The organism is Pontibacillus salicampi, from assembly GCF_042434395.1.
Classification (GTDB): Bacteria; Bacillota; Bacilli; order Bacillales; family BH030062; genus Pontibacillus; species Pontibacillus salicampi.
Map to the genome: position 1 here is coordinate 86,124 of NZ_JBHLTP010000001.1, position 19,065 is coordinate 105,188.

Genomic DNA, 19,065 nt, shown 5'->3' on the forward strand with positions numbered 1-19,065 from the left:
TATAACCATTTCGAAAGGGGAACTAGTTGATGGCAAAACGTCTCGGGTTATTTGTATTGTTAGGTATGCTCCTTCTGTCCATAGCCTTAGTTGGCTGTAATGGAGATTCAGAGGAGGAGAAACAAGAGGAACAAAAGGAAGAAACCAATCAAGAGGGAGAAGAAAAAGAAGGAGATTCCGCTTCTAAGGATACATTAATTTACGCTCGTGGCGGTGACTCTACTGCCCTTGACCCTATTACTACCACAGAAGGAGAAACATTCCGGGTAACAGAGAATATTTTTGAAACCCTGTTAAACTATGAAGAGGATAATACAGAGCTGACTGCTGGACTAGCAAAGGAGTGGGACGTAACAGAGGATGGACTCACCTACACATTCACCCTGGAGGAGGGTGTCACCTTCCATGATGGTACTGCATTTAATGCAGATGCCGTAGTGTTTAACTTTGAGCGCTGGATGAATGGGGATGCAGAGAAATTCCCGTACTATACGATGTTTGGCGGCTTTAAAGGCGAAGAAGGACACGTTATTAAGGAAGTAAAAGCAATAGACGACTACACTGTTGAATTCACCTTACATCGGGCACAAGCACCATTCCTGAAAAATATTGCGATGACGCCATTTGGCATGGCAAGTCCTGCTGCCGTTGAAAAATACGGAGACACCTTTACAGACAATCCAGTAGGAACAGGACCGTTCACCTTTTCCGAGTGGAAACGAAATGAACGAATTGTCCTGGAGAAAAACGAAAACTATTGGAAGGAAGGTCTTCCAAAGCTCAATAAAGTCATTTACACCGTCATACCAGAAAATTCAGCCCGACTCAATGCTCTAATGACGGGTGAAGTGGATTTAATTGATGGAGTCAATCCGTCCGATGTACAGCGTATTGAAAAAGATGACAACCTACAGCTTTTAGAACGACCATCCATGAATATTGGCTATCTTGCCTTTACTGTAGACCGTGATACACCAATGGCCGATGCTAAAGTACGACAGGCGCTTAGTCACGCTGTCCCTAAGGATCAAATTATTCAAGCCTTCTATGGAGGATTAGCAGAGCCAGCCAAAACCGTCATGCCACCAAGTATTGAAGGCTATAACGATGCCATTGAAGATTATGAGTACGATGTTGAAAAGGCAAAGTCCCTACTAGCTGAAGCAGGATATGAGAATGGCTTCTCGTTTGACCTATGGTATATGCCAGTTCCCCGTCCATACATTCCAGAAGGACAGAAAATTGCAGAAGTGTTGCAGCAAAGCTTTTCTGAAATCGGGGTAACCGCCAATTTGCAAACTGCAGACTGGGGCACTTACTTGGAGAAGGCCAACAAGGGTGATTTTGACGCTTTTCTACTAGGATGGACTGGAGATAATGGTGATCCTGACAACTTCATCTACACCCTTCTTGATAAAGACAGCATCGGCAGTAACAACTATGCTCATTATGCGAATGATGAATTGCATGACATTTTAATAGAAGCCCAAACGATTACAGATCAAGACAAACGAAATGAGCTATATAAAGAAGCTCAGGAAATTGTACACGAGGATGCCCCTTGGGTTCCGCTCGTACACTCTACTCCTGTCATGGCAGCGAAAAAAGAGATAACAGGATATATCCCGCACCCAACCGGTTCGGAAGCCGTAACCAACGTAGAGTTTAAGTAACCATTCTTACCTGGGGACTGTCCATGAAGAGACAGTCCCCTTCCTATATCGAAGGAGGTGCCAGCGTATGCTCGCTTATTCCATCCGGCGTGTCCTTATGTTAATTCCTGTTTTATTCGGTATGAGCATTCTCGTGTTTTCCATCATCTATCTTATCCCAGGTAACCCTGCTCAAATTATATTAGGGCAGCGCGCCACAGTAGAAGCAATAGCAGAGGTGGAGCGCCAGCTTGGACTCGATCAACCATGGTATGTTCAGTATTTCGATTATGTAGGTGGGCTGCTTCAAGGAGATTTAGGGACCTCCATCAAAACCAAATCTGCCATCAGCAGTGAAATATTCCCCTACCTTGCAGCAACCGCTGAGTTAACAATGGTCGCAATGGTGATTGCGATTATCGTTGGAGTAAATGCAGGAATTATTAGCGCCTGGCTGCACCATTCCTGGTTTGACTATATAGCGATGGTTTTTGCATTGATAGGCGTTTCTATGCCGATTTTCTGGTTAGGGTTAATGGAGCAGTATGTGTTCTCTGTCCAATTAGACTGGCTCCCTTCCACCGGTCGCTATGATGCCTCCACTGTTATGGAGCCCATCACCCATCTTTACTTAGTGGATTCCCTTATCCAAGGGAACATGAGCCATTTTTGGGACATCGTCCAGCATCTTATTTTACCAGGCATTGCCTTAGCAACAATTCCAATGGCGATTATAGCTCGTATTACTCGCTCTTCCATGCTAGAGGTTATGAATTCACATTACATTAGAACCGCTCGCGCAAAAGGGCTGCATAGTTTTCTTGTCGTGTACAAGCATTCCTTAAAAAATGCTGTTATTCCAGTCTTAACTGTTATCGGATTACAGGCCGGGCTACTGCTTGGTGGTGCGATATTAACAGAAACGATATTCGGATGGCCTGGAATTGGCAGATACATTTATGATGCAATTAATTATCGCGATTACCCTGTCATACAGTCGGGCATCTTACTCGTCGCAACCATATTTGTGCTGATTAATGTCATCGTGGACTTATTGTATGCTGTCATAGACCCACGTATTAAATATCATGAATGAGAAAGGAGGCGTCCCTTATGACCTCTGCTTCACCAAAATCAAATGCAACAGAGCACCCTGCTGCACCAGCGCATCCTCCCTCCCCATGGCAGCAAGCATGGAAAAGCTTCACTCGGAATAAAATAGCCATTATAGGTCTAGCCATTGTTCTATTTTTCATACTGCTTGCTATATTTGCTCCCTGGATTATGCCTTATGATTATGCTAAAACAAACCTAATAGAGCGGCTGCAAGCCCCCTCCAGCAGCCACTGGCTTGGAACGGATGATTTCGGAAGAGACATTTTGTCCCGTATCATATATGGTGCCCGCATTTCGTTATGGGTAGGCTTCTCTTGTGTTATCGGATCTGTAATAGTCGGCTGCACGCTGGGAATTGTTGCAGGCTATTATGGAAAGTGGGTAGACATCATCATATCCAGAGTATTTGATATACTGCTAGCCTTCCCTAGCATCCTTCTCGCTATCGCCATCGTCGCCATACTTGGACCAGACCTCCAAAATGCCCTCATTGCCATTGCCGTAATAAACGTACCAAATTTCGGCCGCCTCATTAGATCAAAGGTGTTAAGTGTAAAAGAGGAAGAATATATTACAGCCGCAAAATCCATTGGTATGAGCGATTACCGTATTCTATGGCGTCACGTTCTCCCCAACAGTATGACACCCGTCATCGTACAAGGCACCTTAGCCATAGCAACAGCCATCATTGAAGTAGCTGCCCTAAGCTTTCTCGGACTCGGCGCCCAATCACCAGATGTCGATTGGGGAAAAATGTTAGCTGATTCAAAGCAATACCTAGTCCAAGCTCCATGGACTATGATTTTCCCAGGTATAGCCATCATGCTAACCGTTCTTGGCTTTAACCTAATGGGCGACGGCCTCCGCGATGCCCTTGATCCTAATATGAAAAAATAAGCATTATGTATGAAATTGTCCGTTTTGGAATAAGAATACACTAAGCCCCCCTTGGGTGAGGAGAACTATCGAGGAAGTGTCTTATCTGAAAGGTACGTTTGTTTCTCCATTTCATCGCAAGTGAGGTGAAGGGTAATGAAACAATACAAAGTACGATTCTACAACGCATGCAAAAAAATCACCAAAAAAATCTCCACCAAAAGAACCAACAGAACAAACAAACTCACGTAACAAGAAAAGCGGAGGTGCCCGTTTAGCGACGTATGAGCTGGACGCTCCCGCATGAGATAAAGGAAACACGACGAGTGTAACGAATCGATGTTGACTTATCGCAAGGAGGGAGAGGAAGCTCACTAGTCGCTGGGCACCGCAGCTGGATCATGAAAAGCGGAGGCGACTGCTTAGCTCCGTACGCATAAGCAAGAGCTTCGCAGGAGGCGATAAGCCTCTGGAGAAGCTATTGCTTATGACGCTAGGAGCTAGGAGCCGCAGCTAGACAAGAAAAGCGGAGGTGCCCGTTTAGCGACGTATGAGCTGGACGCTCCCGCATGAGATAAAGGAAACACGATGAGTGTAACGAATCGATGTTGACTTATCGCAAGGAGGGAGAGGAAGCTCACTAGTCGCTGGGCACCGCAGCTGGATCATGAAAAGCGAAGGCGACTGCTTAGCGACGTATGAGCTGGACGCTCCCGCATGAGATAAAGGAAACACGATGAGTGTAACGAATCGATGTTGACTTATCGCAAGAAGAAGCAGGAAGTCCACTAGTCGCTGGGCACCACAGCTAGACAAGAAAAGCGGAGGTGCCCGTTTAGCGACGTATGAGCTGGACGCTCCCGCATGAGATAAAGGAAACACAACGAACACAGTGAGTTGATGTTGACTTATCGCAAGGAGGGAGAGGAAGCTCACTAGTCGCTGGGCACCACAGCTAGATAATGAATAGAAAAGGGTCTGATGATAGGAACGGGCACCCGTTCTTTTCATCAGACCCTTTTCTGCTGTTGGTTATTGATCTAAATCGAACTCCTCTGCAATCTCATTCATTTTATTCTTCATCATATCGTCGTTCATCACATTGTGCACTGCTTGTGTATCGCTCGGATTATCAAATATGTTTCCGATTCGTTCTTTCGTTTTATAGTATGTTTCTTTTGTTTTATCCGCTGCATCATACATTCCAGCTTTCATAGAATCTCCCATTCCGTCTGATAAGCTCATATGTTCTTTTTCTTCTTTTGCTTCTTCCAGTAAATGAGTGAATCCCTTCCCCGTGCCGGATGCTAATTTCTTGACCTGATCCCCTAAGTACATACTTGCTCCTACACCTTTAACAAGTGCCTTTCTTGTTCCTTTTCGGGCATCCTCGGAAAACGTCAGGACGAGTACCCCAGCTGTCAGCCAGCCCCAAGGATTATTTATTGACATTAATTTTTTCCACATAAACGGTAATGCCTCCTCCTCTATATTTAAATAACATTTCATTAGGATGGGTCAGATTCGACGTTTTTATACACGGCACAATACCGCGTATAAAATCTTTAGAATTACTTAACAATAGCTTTATGAACTACAACATAGAGGAAGATGTATTTTGGATACAGCAAGCATACAAAAACGGTCCTTCCATGCAGGAAATGGCAGGGTCCGTTTTCAGTTATATGACCTTGAAGACAATACAGGCATTAAACACAAATTTGAGAAGATCTTTGCAAGTCTTCCTGGGGTAGAGCAGGTTACAGCCAGTACGGTATCTGGGAAGGTGCTTATACAATTTCAAGAATCCATTCTTTCTCTAGAAAAATTATCCAAATTAGTGGAGTCTTTTGAGAAAGCTTGGTTCTACAAGAAGCATAAGCCCCTGTACGAGAAAGCTACGTCGATAAAGGAAGTTGTCTCTCCTGAGATACAGCAGGAAGTTGCTGCAACAGCAGAAAGCACCTTAGACCGCTTTCCATTTATGCCAAGGAATGGCTGGAAGTCTCGAACTCTCCCCTTTGCTGTTATGGCATCCATGGGCGGGATGTTCTTTTTCACTGTAAAACGGTGGATATGGGGTTCGTCTGCTCTGGCAGTCCACCCTATCCCGTTCTATTTAAGTGCGGCCACAGCCATTGTAACTGGCTATCCTTTCTTCAAACGAAGCATAGATTTGGCGAATAGGAAAAAACCACAGTGGAAAATAGATTGGCTGCTGGGAGCAAGCTCTCTAGCATTGGCACTTATTCGGGAAAATGTTGTTGTATTAGGCGGTCTAGCTATTTTAAATACGCTTAACTGGAAGCGGCAAAAAGCTGCTATTCAGGATTCGTATTTAGAAGAATCTCCTGTGTTACCAGAAATCAGCAGATACAATAACCGAATGGGGAAGCTTGGTTTCCTTGCGGCAGGAGTTAATCTCCTACTGACACGTAATCCTTTTACCACGCTTGGATTACTACTCGCTGCAAATCCACGCCCATCTCGTATTGCTTCAGAATTCTCTTGGAATCAAGCTGCTTTACATGCTAAGGAGAATAATTGGATAGTGCCGGATAACGGTTCTATGTACCAATTATCCCAAGTCCATACCATTATTACAGAGGACCCGTCCGTCCTCATAGAAAATGGTGTCGTGAAGCCAGAAGCCCACGCTCTGCTTCACACCTTACCAGAAAAAACGAATGTAATTATTGGTAGTAAGAAGAAAGATTTGCAAGCCCAGCAGCAGGCTGAAGAGGCGCGTTACATTGTAGCCTCGATGTATCCTGAGCTGTGCATTCACGATACTAATACGTCCTATCCTGCCGAACGAGAGCGAGCTCTGGTGATCACTAATAATGGAGATACTCCGTTAACAAAGCTTGCCTCCTATTATCCATCCGTTGATGCAAGTCGTATAGCTGAGCTTGCTGCTAGTATGGAACGGGCTCGCAGGATAAGAAGAACAAATCGTAATCAGCTTCGCGCTACAAAAGCGTGGAATATTATTGGCAGTATATTAGCCTTATCTAGAAGGTTCAGCGCACCAGTAATCAATTTGATGGCCGATTCACTTATTCTCATGTTCCTTTCTCATAACCAAAAGGATATAAATCCGAAAGAGAAGAACACACTCTTTTCCACAAAGGAACAAACCGCTTCCGCTTTAGAAGCAGATGCACCCGTGTTTACCTGGCATGCACAAGAAGAGCAGCAGTTAGTAACAGACTTTCATACGAATATAGATAATGGCCTATCTGCTCTTCAGGTAAAAAAGAAACGCCTGAAGCACGGCAGAAATGAATGGGCCATGAAGGAAAAGCCTCACTGGATAAGGACATATGCTAATCAACTAAAAGAGTTCACGACCATTATCCTTGCTGGCACCGCATTCATCAGTATGCTCCAAGGTCACTTGTTCGACGGGATGGTCATGGGTTCTATATTGTTAGCTAACGCAGCTATCGGAGCATATCAGGAACGGAAAGCCGCCAATCTGTTAGACAGTGTGAACGACTTCACCCCTCCTATATCGAAAACCATTCGCAACGGAAAAGAATTAGAAATTCCAGCAACTGAGCTCGTTCCTGGTGATATTGTTGTGCTAGAGGCAGGAGACCGCGTTCCGGCTGACGTCCGTCTCGTCCAAAGCTGGAACCTGGAGGTAAATGAATCGGCTTTGACAGGAGAGTCATTACCTGTACCGAAAACAGTCGGTATTTTAGATCCGACAACAACTATAGCTGATCGCTCCAACATGATGTTCATGGGAACGGACGTTACCCGTGGTAGAGGCAAAGCGATTGTGGTCGGGACAGGGACGAGTACAGAAATGGGACATTTATTTGTTCTTTTATCGGAAGAGGAAGAAGAAAAGACCATGCTACAGGAGCAAGTAGACTCTGTCAGTAAACGGTTTCTTAAGATTGCTCTCTTCACAGGAGGGTTAGTCTTCCTAACAGGAATCATTCGAGGCATGATGTTTGGCGAAATGCTAACGACCTCTGTCGCTTTGGCAGCTTCTGCAATTCCAGAGGGCTTACCTGTAACGATTACCATAGCACTGAGCGCAGGTGTTTTAAGGTTATCCAAGAAGAAGGCAGTTACCCGCCGATTAAGTGCCCTCGAATCAATGGGCCGCGTCACCGTTATTTGCACGGACAAGACAGGCACACTTACCAAAAATGAGATGACTGTAACAAATGTTGCTACCCCGTCCACAGCATTTGAAGTATCAGGAAATGGCTATACCCCTGAAGGTGATATTACAAGTGATGAGGTAATACCAGACCAATCTAAGGAACTGGACGACCTTGTCAAAATAGGGTGGCTCTGTCAAAATACCTCTCTCTATCAGGAGGAGGAAGAATGGAAAGTGAAAGGGGATCCAACAGAAGCAGCTATCATCACGCTTGGTCGAAAACATGGCTATGCAAGCGAGCATTTCCATGAATGGCATAGAGTTCACGAAATCCCCTTTGATTCGCAAAGAGGAATGATGTCCGTAGTATGTAAGGAACATAAAGATCATAAAGATTGTTATGTGATGACCAAAGGATCTCTAGAAAAAGTATTAGAGCGTTGTACACATTATCAAGTAAATGGCATAAAGAAGAAGCTTACAGATAAACAGATCCACCAATTCATGGAGCAAAATCATGTATTTGCTGATAAGGCTTTACGAGTCATTGCATTCGCCTATGCTCCGATTACCTCTGACCCGGCCTCGGATTCAGTGGAGGAAGTGGAAAGAGATTTAACGTACGTAGGGATGGTGGGCATGATTGACCCACCGAAAGCAGATATTAAAGATAGCATGAAGGAATGCCACAAACTTGGGATTAAACCTGTGATGATAACAGGTGACCACCCACGTACTGCTCAAGCGATAGCACAGGATGTCGGTATGGATGCCAAAGACCACTCTATCGTAACAGGCGTTGAAATCGATGAAATGAATGACGAGCAGCTAGCTGCTTGTGTAAACGAAACCTCCATCTTTGCGAGAGTTACCCCGGACCATAAATTACGAATTGTAACAGCCTACCAAGAGCATGGTCATATTGTTGCTATGTCTGGTGATGGGGTAAATGATTCTCCGGCCATCAAGAAAGCCAATGTCGGAATTGCCATGGGTCAAACGGGAACAGAGGTTACAAAGGAATCTGCTGATATCGTCCTGACAGAGGATCACTTCCAAATTATCCTGGATGCTGTGAAACAAGGCCGCTCCATTATCGGAAACATTAGAAGGGCACTCGGCTGTCTTCTTTCAGGTAATATTGCGGAGATTATCGTGACCAGTCTAGCTGTTGTAGCAGGTTTGCCACTACCAGTCATTCCAATTCAAATTCTACTCATGAACCTGTTAACCGATGCTCTTCCAGCTATGGTATTTGCTATTAATCCAGGACAATCCAATAAAGAAGAGTCTCGGAAAAAGATCGCCGATAAAAACCTGTACAAACAAGTAATGACGAGAGGCATCTTGCTTGGAGGTAGTACATTAGCCTTGTTTGGATTTACATTGGCTTCCGGTGTCACATTAATGCAGGCCCAAACTACAGCATTTGCAACCCTCGTCACTGGCCAGTTGATTCAGACCTTCTCATGGAGAAAGCAAGGAACAGATGAATCCTTCTTGAGCTTCAAACGAGACCGTTTTCTCATAGGCGCCATCAGCATCTCGGCGATTGCCCTGTTAAGCACTATTTATGTCCCGCCTCTTGCCGCGATGTTCAATACAGCTACGATTTCCGCTGTTCAATGGACGTATATTCTAATTGCAGCTGGAAGCTCAGCGCTTGTAACCAAGCCTATTACAGCATGGCTGCAAGGGAACGAGAAACAGGAACAACAAACAACAGCCCTGCATAAGCCTAAACTGGCAGTGGCAGGGTAAGGATATGCGCTCCCTCTTAAAGGGGGGGCTTTATCCCTTTTTCCATTGCAAGAAATCCCGTATAGCATAAGAGCTATTCGGTAAGGATGAACATAATACCCAATCCCCAAAAAGGAGAGAAACAAAATGATCGTACAGCGTTATGTACAGAGAGCAGTTGTCGGATCCGTTGTAGTGATAGCAAGTACTGCCCTCTTTCCCCTAGTCAGGCACACGTTCCGACCACTCGTTAAAGAGTTCTCAAAGGAAATGAATTACTTTCTCGTAACTACGAAAGAACGAATGGAAGATATTGTTGCGGATGTGAAATATGAGCGGATGAAAAAGCAATTAGACCATTTAGACGTAATTGATTGTGAAGTCATTGAAGTAGAGGACGAATTATACAGCCGGAAAGGAGAATAATGATGAATCAAAATCAAGAAGAAATAGTCGAGTCTTTACGACAAGCTATGGTCCATTTAGAGAACGCACTCGATACCTCTATCCAAAGTGTGAAAGAAGAGGAAAACAATAAAAGTATGACATTAGATATTTGGGAAGAATTTATGAAAACCTTTATGAAAAAAGTCAAAACAAAAGGCAAGGAAAATGATTTGAACTTATTAGGTATGATGTCCGTACCGAAATTCCTTCGGTTTTAATGAACACCTTTTGAACTGACAATCCTTCTGTGTTCTCGTACAATGAGGAAAAAGGAGGGAACAGAATGAACACACTTCAGGTAAGTACAGAAATTAGAGAAGCCATTATTGATCAAAGGCCCATTGTAGCCTTGGAATCTTCCTTTTTATCACACGGCATCCCCTACCCTGAAAATGTGGAGGTCGCGTTAGAAGCAGCAGAGAATATTAGAAGGAATGGTGCTGTACCTGCAACTATCGCTCTTATAGACGGTCAAATTAAAGTGGGAATCACTAAGCAGGAAATTCAGATGATAGCTTCTAAGGTCGATGTGAGAAAAACGTCTATACAGGACCTGCCTCATGTCTTATCCTTACGACATACAGGTACAACCACAATTGCAACAGCAGCCTATGCAGCAAGGCATGCAGGAATACGTTTTCTGTCTGCTGCCGGTCTTGGCGGAGTACATACTGACATTGGCAATCATCTTGATATCTCAAATGATTTGTTCACCATGGCAGAAAGCAATATATGTGTCGTAACATCCGGAATTCATCCCATATTGGATACCCTAAAAACGTTAGATTTGTTAGAAGCTTTAGGAGTCCCTGTCTATGGATATGAAACAGAACACTATCCTGGTTTTTTTAACCCTGCCACATCAATTCGTGTAGACAGCATTACTGCTAATCATGCAGCGGAAATTATGCAAATGAAGGATCACTTAACACTGAACCAGTCTATCCATATTGCCGCTCCACTGCCAGCAGGTAAAACCTTACCGGAAGAACACACCACCCCATTTATTCATCATACGCTGCAACAAATGAAGGATCATCACGTATCTGGGAAGGAAGTAACGAACCATTGGCTGTCCTCTTTTAGGTCGGATAAGGATATTCTGAACGCCTATAAATGCATCCTCCTTCATAACGCTGATATCACAGCCAAAATTGCCAGCCTTTATCATCAGTCTACACCATAACATACAAAAGGGATTTGTCCCTGCTTAGGCGATTTCGTATCACAAAAACAGGGTCAAACCCCTTCCCTCATTCAAGGTGAATTAAGTTTCCTGTATTTAAATTTTTGGAGAAGCCCGTCACTAAGCCATAACCATTTTGATTAATCGTTCCCTTTCTCCATTGATACCGATACTGTACCTCTGGTTCATCTTGAAAGACAACAAATGCCTCTACTGTTAATTTCCTTGCATTCGTCTGTATCTCACGAATGTCTTCTTCCCCATACCCTCTTTCTTCTGTTAAGTACCCCTTTACCTGTTGTTCTAGTAAATATTTCTTCACCTCCATAGTACCGAACGTAATGAAGGGCAATACCATTAGTCCAAATAAAAGCCAGGTTCTTATCTTGTACTTCACGCATGTTAACCCCTTATGTTATGACATGTTAGTCTGCATTATTACTTACCCTTTTCCCATTTATCCCTCCTCTATAACAAAAAAAGCAAGCATCATGCTAACCATGGTAAAGGTTAGCCTCTGATCCCTGCCTTCTCATTATTTCACTAAAAGGATTGAATTAGGGTAATCCTCTAAATGTGAAGCACATCCGTAACAAAACTCATAGACAAAGTCTATATCTACGGGAGTAAGCGAGCCATTAGCAGAACAGAAGTAGAATACTCCATTCTTGTTCGCTATATAATCACCAGTTCCGATAAAGTTACCGTTTCTTAATTCAAATAAACAGTTTGGTGCGTTAAGAATTAAGTCTTTTCGGAAATATTGAAGCAAAGCTCTTGTTTTATATTCTTGCCTTTGATTAGCGGCTGATATAGCTTGTAGTAAAGTTCTATCGGATTCTAACACATGGGAAGTTACTGCCATATAGCGACACCTCCATCTTTTTTGCGTATGTCTTCTCTTTTCCCCAAAACTTTATAAATATAACGTACAACTATCATATCAAAAATATTCTGAATTTTCAAGTTTATGTATTTTACCATTACTCCTTCCGCCTTCTTGAAAAGGGATTACAAAAATAATCAAATGAAAACCCGCGCCCGCATTTATTGCATGAACTACATAAATTCACCTACATTGGTATCGGTATGAGAAATAGAGCCGAATAGTAAAACACCTCGCTAATGCTTAAGGCACTAGCGAGGTGTTTACGGTCAGGAAATGACAGTAGAGCGTTGTTCGATGTGGTATTCGTCAAAGAAGTTCTGAAGCATTTTCTTTCCGTACTCTGTCAAAATAGATTCAGGGTGGAACTGTACTCCTTCTACTGCAAATTCCTTATGCCGAATTCCCATAATCACACCATCCGCCGTCCATGAAGTAACGATTAGGCTTTCTGGTAATCGGGCAGCATCGGCTATAAGTGAATGATACCTTCCTACTGTAGTTGGGTTAGGGAGCTGATTGTACACGCTCTGACTATCATGGATAATTTGCGATGTCTTCCCGTGATACAGCTTCTCCACCTTACTAATCACCCCACCAAAGGCTTGCACGATTGTTTGGTGACCGAGGCAAACTCCTAAAATAGGAATTGCACCTGAAAATGTTCGTACAATATCTAAACAGATTCCCGCTTCATTAGGAGTGCATGGTCCTGGAGAGAGGACAATCGCCTCTGGACACAAGACATCTATATCTTCCACCGTAATTTCGTCATTTCGCTTCACCAGGACATCCCCATAAATCTCACCAATATACTGAACGAGATTATAGGAAAAGGAATCATAGTTATCAATTAATAATATCACTCAGCTCACCTCTTCTCATGCTCTTCTACCCGTGAATTAATGCCGTAACCTGCTTTTGCAATCGAGCTAGTGCTGATTGCTTCTGTCCGTTGTCTCGCAAAGCCTCATGCTCTTCTTCCATAAGCTTAATGATTTTACTTCCGATGATAACCCCATCAGCGTATTGCTGTAACAAAGCAACCTGTTCCTTAGTAGAAATTCCAAAGCCAACTGCAACGGGTACATTACTATGCTCTTTCACTTGATCAAGGAATGCTTCTATATTTGGATGAAGGGCAGCACGTTCCCCTGTCACCCCAAGGGAAGAAACACAATATAAAAATCCATCTGCCTGTTGGGCAATTTGCTTAATACGTGCCTCTGAGTTCGGAGCAACGAGAGAAATGAGCTCAATTCTGTATTGATGAGCCTTTTCCTTCAGCTCTTCACTTTCTTCTAGCGGGATATCAGGGACTAATAAACCATCAATATCTTGATCCTTTAAGTCTTGGAATAAGGAGTCTAATCCATACTGTAAAACAGGGTTATAATACGTAAAGAGCACTACTGGGATGGTCAATCCTCTATCTCTCATTTTCGGTACGAGCTCCATTGCTTTACGAATATTCATTCCCTGTTCAATTGCTCGTCCGGCAGCCTCCTGTATGGTAGGTCCGTCTGCTAACGGATCCGAATACGGTACTCCTAACTCTAATACATCTGCTCCACTTTCCTGCAGGGTGAGTGCCATATCCACTGTTATTTCTGGTGTAGGATCGCCGCTCATTATAAACGGAATAAACATATTCTTCGTTTTCGGCAATCGTTCCTGAAAGCTTGTAGCTTGTTTGGTTGTCTTATTCATGAGCAGCTCTCCCTTCGAAATATTCCATGATAGTACTCATATCCTTATCACCGCGGCCTGATACGTTAATGACAATACTTTCCTCCTTCTTCATATGAGGAATCTCCTTCACCGCTTGTGCTATCGCATGGGCACTTTCTATCGCAGGAATGATTCCTTCTGTCTGAGATAGTGTTTTAATAGCTTGAAGTGCCTCATCGTCTGTAATCGATTCATAGCGAACCTGCTGAGATGCGTGTAAGTACGCATGCTCTGGCCCGATTCCAGGATAATCCAGGCCTGCCGAGATGGAATAAGGCTCTGTAATTTGACCAAACTCATCCTGAAGCAAGTAAGTCATTGAACCGTGAATAATACCCTGGTTCCCTTTTGATAAAGTCGCTGCATGCTCTGGGGTATTGATACCTTTCCCTGCCGCTTCAATGCCGACTAATTCTACTTCCTGTCCAAGAAATGGGTAGAAAATGCCCATCGCATTACTACCGCCACCTACACATGCATAGATACGTTCTGGTAATGGAGCCTCTATGTCTGTCAGCTGTTGGAGCGTTTCATCCCCAATCACCCTTTGGAAATTCCGAACCATCTTAGGGTACGGGTGAGGTCCAACTACAGACCCGATTAAATAGTATTCCTCTTCACAATTGGCAACCCAATGACGAATCGCTTCATTGGTAGCATCCTTCAAGGTTTTACTCCCAGAAGAAACCGGAATAACCTCTGCACCGAGCAATTTCATACGGAATACATTTAGTTCTTGGCGCTCAATATCCTTTTCCCCCATAAATACTTTACATTCAAGGCCTAATTTCGCAGCTACGGTAGCTGAAGCAACTCCATGCTGTCCCGCTCCTGTCTCGGCAATGATTTTCTTCTTGCCCATTTGTTTGGCAAGCAGCGCTTGACCTAAGGCATTGTTCAATTTATGGGCACCGGTGTGGTTCAAGTCTTCCCGTTTTAAATATACCTTCGCTCCTCCAAGTGTGTCTGTTAGCTGCTTAGCATACGTGAGTGGTGTTGGACGTCCGCTATAGGTACGAAGCTCATGTTGAAATTCAGCGAGAAACGCCTCATCCTCCATTGCTTTGTCTAACGCTTCTTCTATTTCCTGTAGTGGTCCCATTAAGGTTTCCGGTACAAACTTACCTCCAAAATCTCCGTATCTTCCTTTTACATCAGGATAAATGATGGACATGCTTACTCCCCCTCAAGATGGCTTCTATTTTTCGTTTATCTTTTCTTCCATTGGTTTCAGTACCACTGGAAACATCAATCCCAGCAGGCTGATAAGCGGCTAATTCTTCAATATTATCAGGATTTACCCCACCTGCAATAAAGCAAGGAACGCCTTGATGTTCTGCTTCTTCTATATAAAGAGGGATTGTTTCCCATTCAAACCGATGACCAGTGCCGCCCCATGCTCCTTTTACCTTTGCATCCACGATAAATCCATCGACAATGCCTCGGTACAGCTTCATGTCCTCTAGAGCAAAATCGGAATGGTGGATAGCTTTGAACACAGGCAAATCGAATCGTTCCCGGATATGCAGTATTTCCGCCACGGTCTCCTTGCCATGCAGCTGAATAATATCTAATGGGGTAAGAAGCAAGGCTTCCTCCAATTCATTCATAGAAGGGTTTACAAAAACTCCCACTACTTGCTGTCCTTTAGAAAGGGAGACTTCTTTAAGCCATGACCCTGCATCTTCTGGAAGAACCTGACGCTTGCTTTCCGCAAAAATAATACCTAGGTACGGGGCACCGGAGGATGCGGATGTCTGAAAATCATCAAATGTTTTGTTGCCACATAACTTAACCATCGGCTCGTTCATGTGATCCACTTCCCATCATCGTTTGAATTTGCTCCATAGGGTTCTCGTGTCTCATTAATGCTTCCCCGATTAGCACACCTTTCGCTCCTGCATTGCGAACACGAAGAACATCCACCTGTGTAAATAGTCCACTCTCACTCACAAGTAAACTACCCTCCGGGATAAGAGGGGCTATATTCTCCGTATGGACGACATCTGTTACAAAGGTATTTAAATCCCTATTATTTACTCCGATAATTTCTGGCTGAAAATGCTCTAATATGGCAAGCAGTGTTTCCTCGCTATGGACTTCCACCAGTACTTCAAGATCTCTAGCATAAGCAGATTGATAAAGCTGATGCAGTTTCGCAGGCTCCATAGCTTCTCCAATCAATAGAATAGCATCGGCTCCTATACGAGCACTTTCTTCGACCTGCTGTTCCTCAATAATGAAGTCTTTACGTAGAATAGGAAGGCTGACATGCTGCTTTACTTTCGTCAAGTAATCGCGATTTCCTTGGAAGAATCGCTCATCTGTCAGGACAGAAATTGCACTAGCGCCTGCCCGTTCATAAAAGGAGGCTGTCTCCACTGGCTTAAAATTCTCCTGAATGACTCCCTTAGACGGGGAAGCTTTCTTAACCTCTGCGATAAGACCAGCTAAAAAATTAGTATTTAATAGGGAATTATATAATGTTCGTTTCTCAACTGTAACGGGTTCCGGTAATACTAGATTTTTTATCTCTTCTCGTTTATGTTCCAGTATAGTGTTAAGCATAGTGGATGTTCTCTTCCTTTCTGCACAGCTCGCGATAATACTCTAAAACGGTCCCTTCCTTCAATGCTTCCTGCACCTTCTGAACACCCTCTCTAATCGAGGCGGCTTCCTGTGCAATATACATGCCCGCTGCCGCATTCAATACTACGATATTTGTAGCACTCTCATTTGCCCTGCCTTCAAAAATGGCCTGAATAAGCTCGGCACTTTGCTGACTGTTCTCGACCTGAATGTCAGCTAAATGGCCTACTGCTAAACCAGCATCTTCAGGATGGAATTCTAAACGCTGAATCGCTCCGTCCTTCATTTCCACCATATCGGTTTTGCCTGTAATAGATATTTCATCTAAACCATTCTCTCCGGTGACTAACAGGACATGCTTCGATCCAAGATACTGTAACGTTTTAGCCAGTTTTTCTGCTAAGGATGTATCAAATATTCCAATCATTTGATGACGCGAATTGGCAGGGTTGGATAATGGACCTAGCAAGTTAAACACCGTCCGAAAACCTAACGCCCTGCGAGCAGGAACTGCATGCTTCATTGCTTGATGATAAAGAGGCGCATACAAGAACGTCATGCCCTTCTCCTCCAGCATGTGAGCAGCCTGATCTGGGGTCGTATCAATTGGTACACCTAGCAGCTCTAATACATCGGCACTGCCACTTGAAGAAGACACCTTTCGATTACCATGCTTGGCTACTTTAATATGCATAGAGGCAAGGACCATCGCAACCGCAGTAGAAATATTAAAGGTTGAAAGTCCATCTCCACCTGTTCCACACGTATCAATAAGAACTTCTTCATTGTGAGGAATGGTTTTCATATGCTCGCGCATCCCTTTCGTAAATCCGAGCAGCTCTTCTACTGTTTCGCCTCTCATACGTAATACAGATAAAAAGCTTGTCAATTGCTCTGTATCTATATTCCCTTTCATGATATTATCCATTACTTCAAATGCTTCTGCCTCTGTTAACGTCTCTTGCTCAATCATCCTTTTTAAGACTGGCTTAAGCATAGTGGGTTTCCTCCTTCAGTGATAGAGTAGATCCGAATTGTTCCTCTGCAACTTCAATGGTTTGTAGTAGAGCACTCGCTTTATTAACGGTCTCCTGCCATTCTTTCTCAGGATCCGAATCAGCAACCACGCCTGCTCCAGCCTGTATATAGGCAACTTGATCCTTTAGCAAAATGGTTCTAATAGCAATGCAGGAATCAAGATTTCCATCGAAGCCAAAGTACACGACACCGCCACCATATAGGTTTCTTGCCGTCGGTTCTAGCTCTTGAAGGATTTCCATGGCTCGAATCTTCGGAGCCCCAGACAACGTCCCAGCAGGAAATGCTGCTTCAAACGCTTGGATAGGATGCACACCATCCCTTAATTCACCCGTAACTTTACTAATCATATGCATAACTCTAGAGAAGCGAGTTACCTCTGATAATAATGGGACCTGAACCGTTCCAAAAGCTGCAACACGTCCTACATCATTTCTAGCAAGGTCTACTAGCATAAAATGCTCCGCTTTTTCTTTCTCATCAGCGCTTAATTCCTCTGCAAGCGCCTGGTCTTCTTCTTCTGTTGAACCTCTTTTTCTAGTTCCCGCTATTGGATGTATCTCAATCTCCTTATCGGCAACTTGAATAAGACGCTCTGGAGAACTACCGATGACTTCATAGCCCTCATACGTCAGATAAAACATATATGGAGATGGGTTCATATGCCGCAGTACACGATATAATTGAAATCCATCGGCTGTAATTTGTTTTGAAAATCGTTGGGAAAGAACTGCTTGAAAGACGTCTCCCTCGCGAATATATTCTTTTATTTTTTCTACATCCCGTTTATAAGCTTCTTTTTCATAATTAGTCGATACATCTTCCAGTGTTACATCCCGATTTGTATATGGCGGGATAAACACCTCAGACTGACCGGGTTCTTTTAATTGCGTAAGCATCGCTTCTATATGACGAACTGCTTCGTGATATCGTTCTACCTTAGAAGCATCGCCTTCCTCATGATGAACTCGTACATATCGAATCATATGAATTGTATTCTTCACATGATCGAAGGCAACTAGCGTACGGCAAAATAAGAAATGGTAATGAGGCAGACCCAAGTCATTTTCTGTATGCTCTGGCACCTTTTCCATGTCAGAGATAGCATCATAGGAAACAAATCCAACACCCCCTCCTTGGAAGGGCAATGGTATTTCTGGAAGCAGCACGTTCAATGTATCAAACGTCTCTTCAAATGCTGCTTGCAGGCTGTCAGCATGATTTGTTTCTCTCGTATCCACATCATGGACAAGAATGTCTTTATTCTGTTCTGTAATTGTTACAAAGGGATGTAAGCCAATAAAGGAATATCTGGACCAATTAGAGGTATGGTCTCCGCTCTCTAATAAATAGACAGCATCTTCGCGTAATCTTTCAAACAGTTGTATAGGAGTTAACGTATCGCTATAAAAGGAATACGTAATCGGAATCGTTTGATAGGTAGACGATTCCTCTAAAAATTGTGGTATATCTTTCATGTTCTCACCTCTCCATGATTAATGGAGAATGAGAAGGTTGAGGATTTACAGATGGGGTATTACTATTCTCTTCTTTTCTATTCTTATCTCTACTAAATGCACGTAAATCATACCTCAACTCAGCTCTCTCATTCTCATCTCAACTAGTCTCAACTTGCTTTTACATGTATTCCATCACTTGTCTAACTATTCTCTAATTG

At 43.5% G+C, this 19,065-nt stretch carries 18 protein-coding genes; 7 read left to right on the forward strand and 11 right to left on the reverse strand.

Annotated elements, in window-relative coordinates; translation table 11 throughout:
* Positions 1-29: 29 nt before the first annotated feature.
* The 3 genes from ACFFGV_RS00445 (at position 30) to nikC (ending at position 3,665) form a co-directional block, all read left to right on the forward strand.
* Positions 30-1,673 carry an ABC transporter substrate-binding protein gene (locus ACFFGV_RS00445; protein WP_377344544.1) on the forward strand — a complete coding sequence of 548 codons (1,644 nt, stop codon included), beginning with the start codon at positions 30-32 and terminating at the stop codon, positions 1,671-1,673.
* A gap of 67 nt (positions 1,674-1,740) precedes the next feature.
* Positions 1,741-2,748 (forward strand): ABC transporter permease, encoded by a 1,008-nt coding sequence (locus ACFFGV_RS00450; protein WP_377344545.1) that lies wholly within the window; start codon positions 1,741-1,743, stop codon positions 2,746-2,748.
* Positions 2,749-2,765: 17 nt separating this feature from the next.
* The gene (gene nikC / locus ACFFGV_RS00455; protein WP_377344546.1) at positions 2,766-3,665 is read left to right on the forward strand and encodes a nickel transporter permease; all 900 of its coding nucleotides are present in this window, start codon (positions 2,766-2,768) and stop codon (positions 3,663-3,665) included.
* Between the two features lie 519 nt (positions 3,666-4,184).
* Here nikC and ACFFGV_RS00460 read toward each other — a convergent pair.
* Together ACFFGV_RS00460 and ACFFGV_RS00465 are read right to left on the reverse strand one after the other, a co-directional pair.
* Entirely contained in the window at positions 4,185-4,655 is a 471-nt protein-coding gene (locus tag ACFFGV_RS00460; RefSeq protein ID WP_377344547.1) for a hypothetical protein, read from the reverse strand.
* 21 nt (positions 4,656-4,676) lie between these two features.
* Positions 4,677-5,111 carry a hypothetical protein gene (locus ACFFGV_RS00465; RefSeq protein WP_377344549.1) on the reverse strand — a complete coding sequence of 145 codons (435 nt, stop codon included), beginning with the start codon at positions 5,109-5,111 and terminating at the stop codon, positions 4,677-4,679.
* Positions 5,112-5,262: 151 nt separating this feature from the next.
* Here ACFFGV_RS00465 and ACFFGV_RS00470 point away from each other — a divergent pair, with 151 nt between their 5' ends.
* The 4 genes from ACFFGV_RS00470 to ACFFGV_RS00485 all read left to right on the forward strand — a co-directional run bounded on the left by ACFFGV_RS00470 (position 5,263) and on the right by ACFFGV_RS00485 (position 11,143).
* Entirely contained in the window at positions 5,263-9,531 is a 4,269-nt protein-coding gene (locus ACFFGV_RS00470) for a cation-translocating P-type ATPase (RefSeq protein WP_377344550.1), read from the forward strand.
* A 126-nt stretch (positions 9,532-9,657) separates the two neighbouring features.
* Positions 9,658-9,936, forward strand: a complete 279-nt coding sequence (locus ACFFGV_RS00475) for a hypothetical protein (protein ID WP_377344551.1) — start codon at positions 9,658-9,660, stop codon at positions 9,934-9,936.
* Between the two features lie 2 nt (positions 9,937-9,938).
* Positions 9,939-10,175: a hypothetical protein gene (locus tag ACFFGV_RS00480; RefSeq protein ID WP_377344552.1), complete on the forward strand. Its 237-nt coding sequence runs from the start codon at positions 9,939-9,941 to the stop codon at positions 10,173-10,175.
* A gap of 65 nt (positions 10,176-10,240) precedes the next feature.
* Positions 10,241-11,143 (forward strand): pseudouridine-5'-phosphate glycosidase, encoded by a 903-nt coding sequence (locus ACFFGV_RS00485; RefSeq protein WP_377344554.1) that lies wholly within the window; start codon positions 10,241-10,243, stop codon positions 11,141-11,143.
* A gap of 67 nt (positions 11,144-11,210) precedes the next feature.
* Here ACFFGV_RS00485 and ACFFGV_RS00490 read toward each other — a convergent pair whose 3' ends face one another.
* From ACFFGV_RS00490 to trpE, 9 genes are all read right to left on the reverse strand, one after another.
* Entirely contained in the window at positions 11,211-11,540 is a 330-nt protein-coding gene (locus ACFFGV_RS00490) for a DUF3139 domain-containing protein (RefSeq protein WP_377344556.1), read from the reverse strand.
* Between the two features lie 138 nt (positions 11,541-11,678).
* Positions 11,679-12,008 carry a hypothetical protein gene (locus ACFFGV_RS00495; RefSeq protein ID WP_377344557.1) on the reverse strand — a complete coding sequence of 110 codons (330 nt, stop codon included), beginning with the start codon at positions 12,006-12,008 and terminating at the stop codon, positions 11,679-11,681.
* Positions 12,009-12,298: 290 nt separating this feature from the next.
* A complete protein-coding gene (locus ACFFGV_RS00500; RefSeq protein WP_377344558.1) occupies positions 12,299-12,895 on the reverse strand; it encodes an anthranilate synthase component II in 597 nt (198 codons plus the stop codon).
* Between the two features lie 25 nt (positions 12,896-12,920).
* Positions 12,921-13,739, reverse strand: coding sequence for a tryptophan synthase subunit alpha (gene trpA, locus ACFFGV_RS00505; protein WP_377344560.1), 819 nt, complete (start codon positions 13,737-13,739; stop codon positions 12,921-12,923).
* Entirely contained in the window at positions 13,732-14,934 is a 1,203-nt protein-coding gene (gene trpB / locus ACFFGV_RS00510) for a tryptophan synthase subunit beta (protein ID WP_377344561.1), read from the reverse strand. The genes trpA and trpB overlap by 8 nt, the downstream gene beginning before the upstream one ends.
* Entirely contained in the window at positions 14,915-15,571 is a 657-nt protein-coding gene (locus ACFFGV_RS00515) for a phosphoribosylanthranilate isomerase (protein ID WP_377344562.1), read from the reverse strand. The genes trpB and ACFFGV_RS00515 overlap by 20 nt, the downstream gene beginning before the upstream one ends.
* On the reverse strand, positions 15,552-16,328 hold the full coding sequence (gene trpC, locus ACFFGV_RS00520; protein ID WP_377344563.1) for an indole-3-glycerol phosphate synthase TrpC: 777 nt from the start codon (positions 16,326-16,328) through the stop codon (positions 15,552-15,554). Before trpC ends, ACFFGV_RS00515 begins: the two co-directional genes overlap by 20 nt.
* Complete coding sequence (gene trpD / locus ACFFGV_RS00525; protein ID WP_377344565.1) at positions 16,321-17,346, reverse strand: anthranilate phosphoribosyltransferase; 1,026 nt, start codon at positions 17,344-17,346, stop codon at positions 16,321-16,323. Before trpD ends, trpC begins: the two co-directional genes overlap by 8 nt.
* A complete protein-coding gene (gene trpE / locus ACFFGV_RS00530; protein WP_377344566.1) occupies positions 17,339-18,865 on the reverse strand; it encodes an anthranilate synthase component I in 1,527 nt (508 codons plus the stop codon). The genes trpD and trpE overlap by 8 nt, the downstream gene beginning before the upstream one ends.
* Positions 18,866-19,065: the final 200 nt, after the last annotated feature.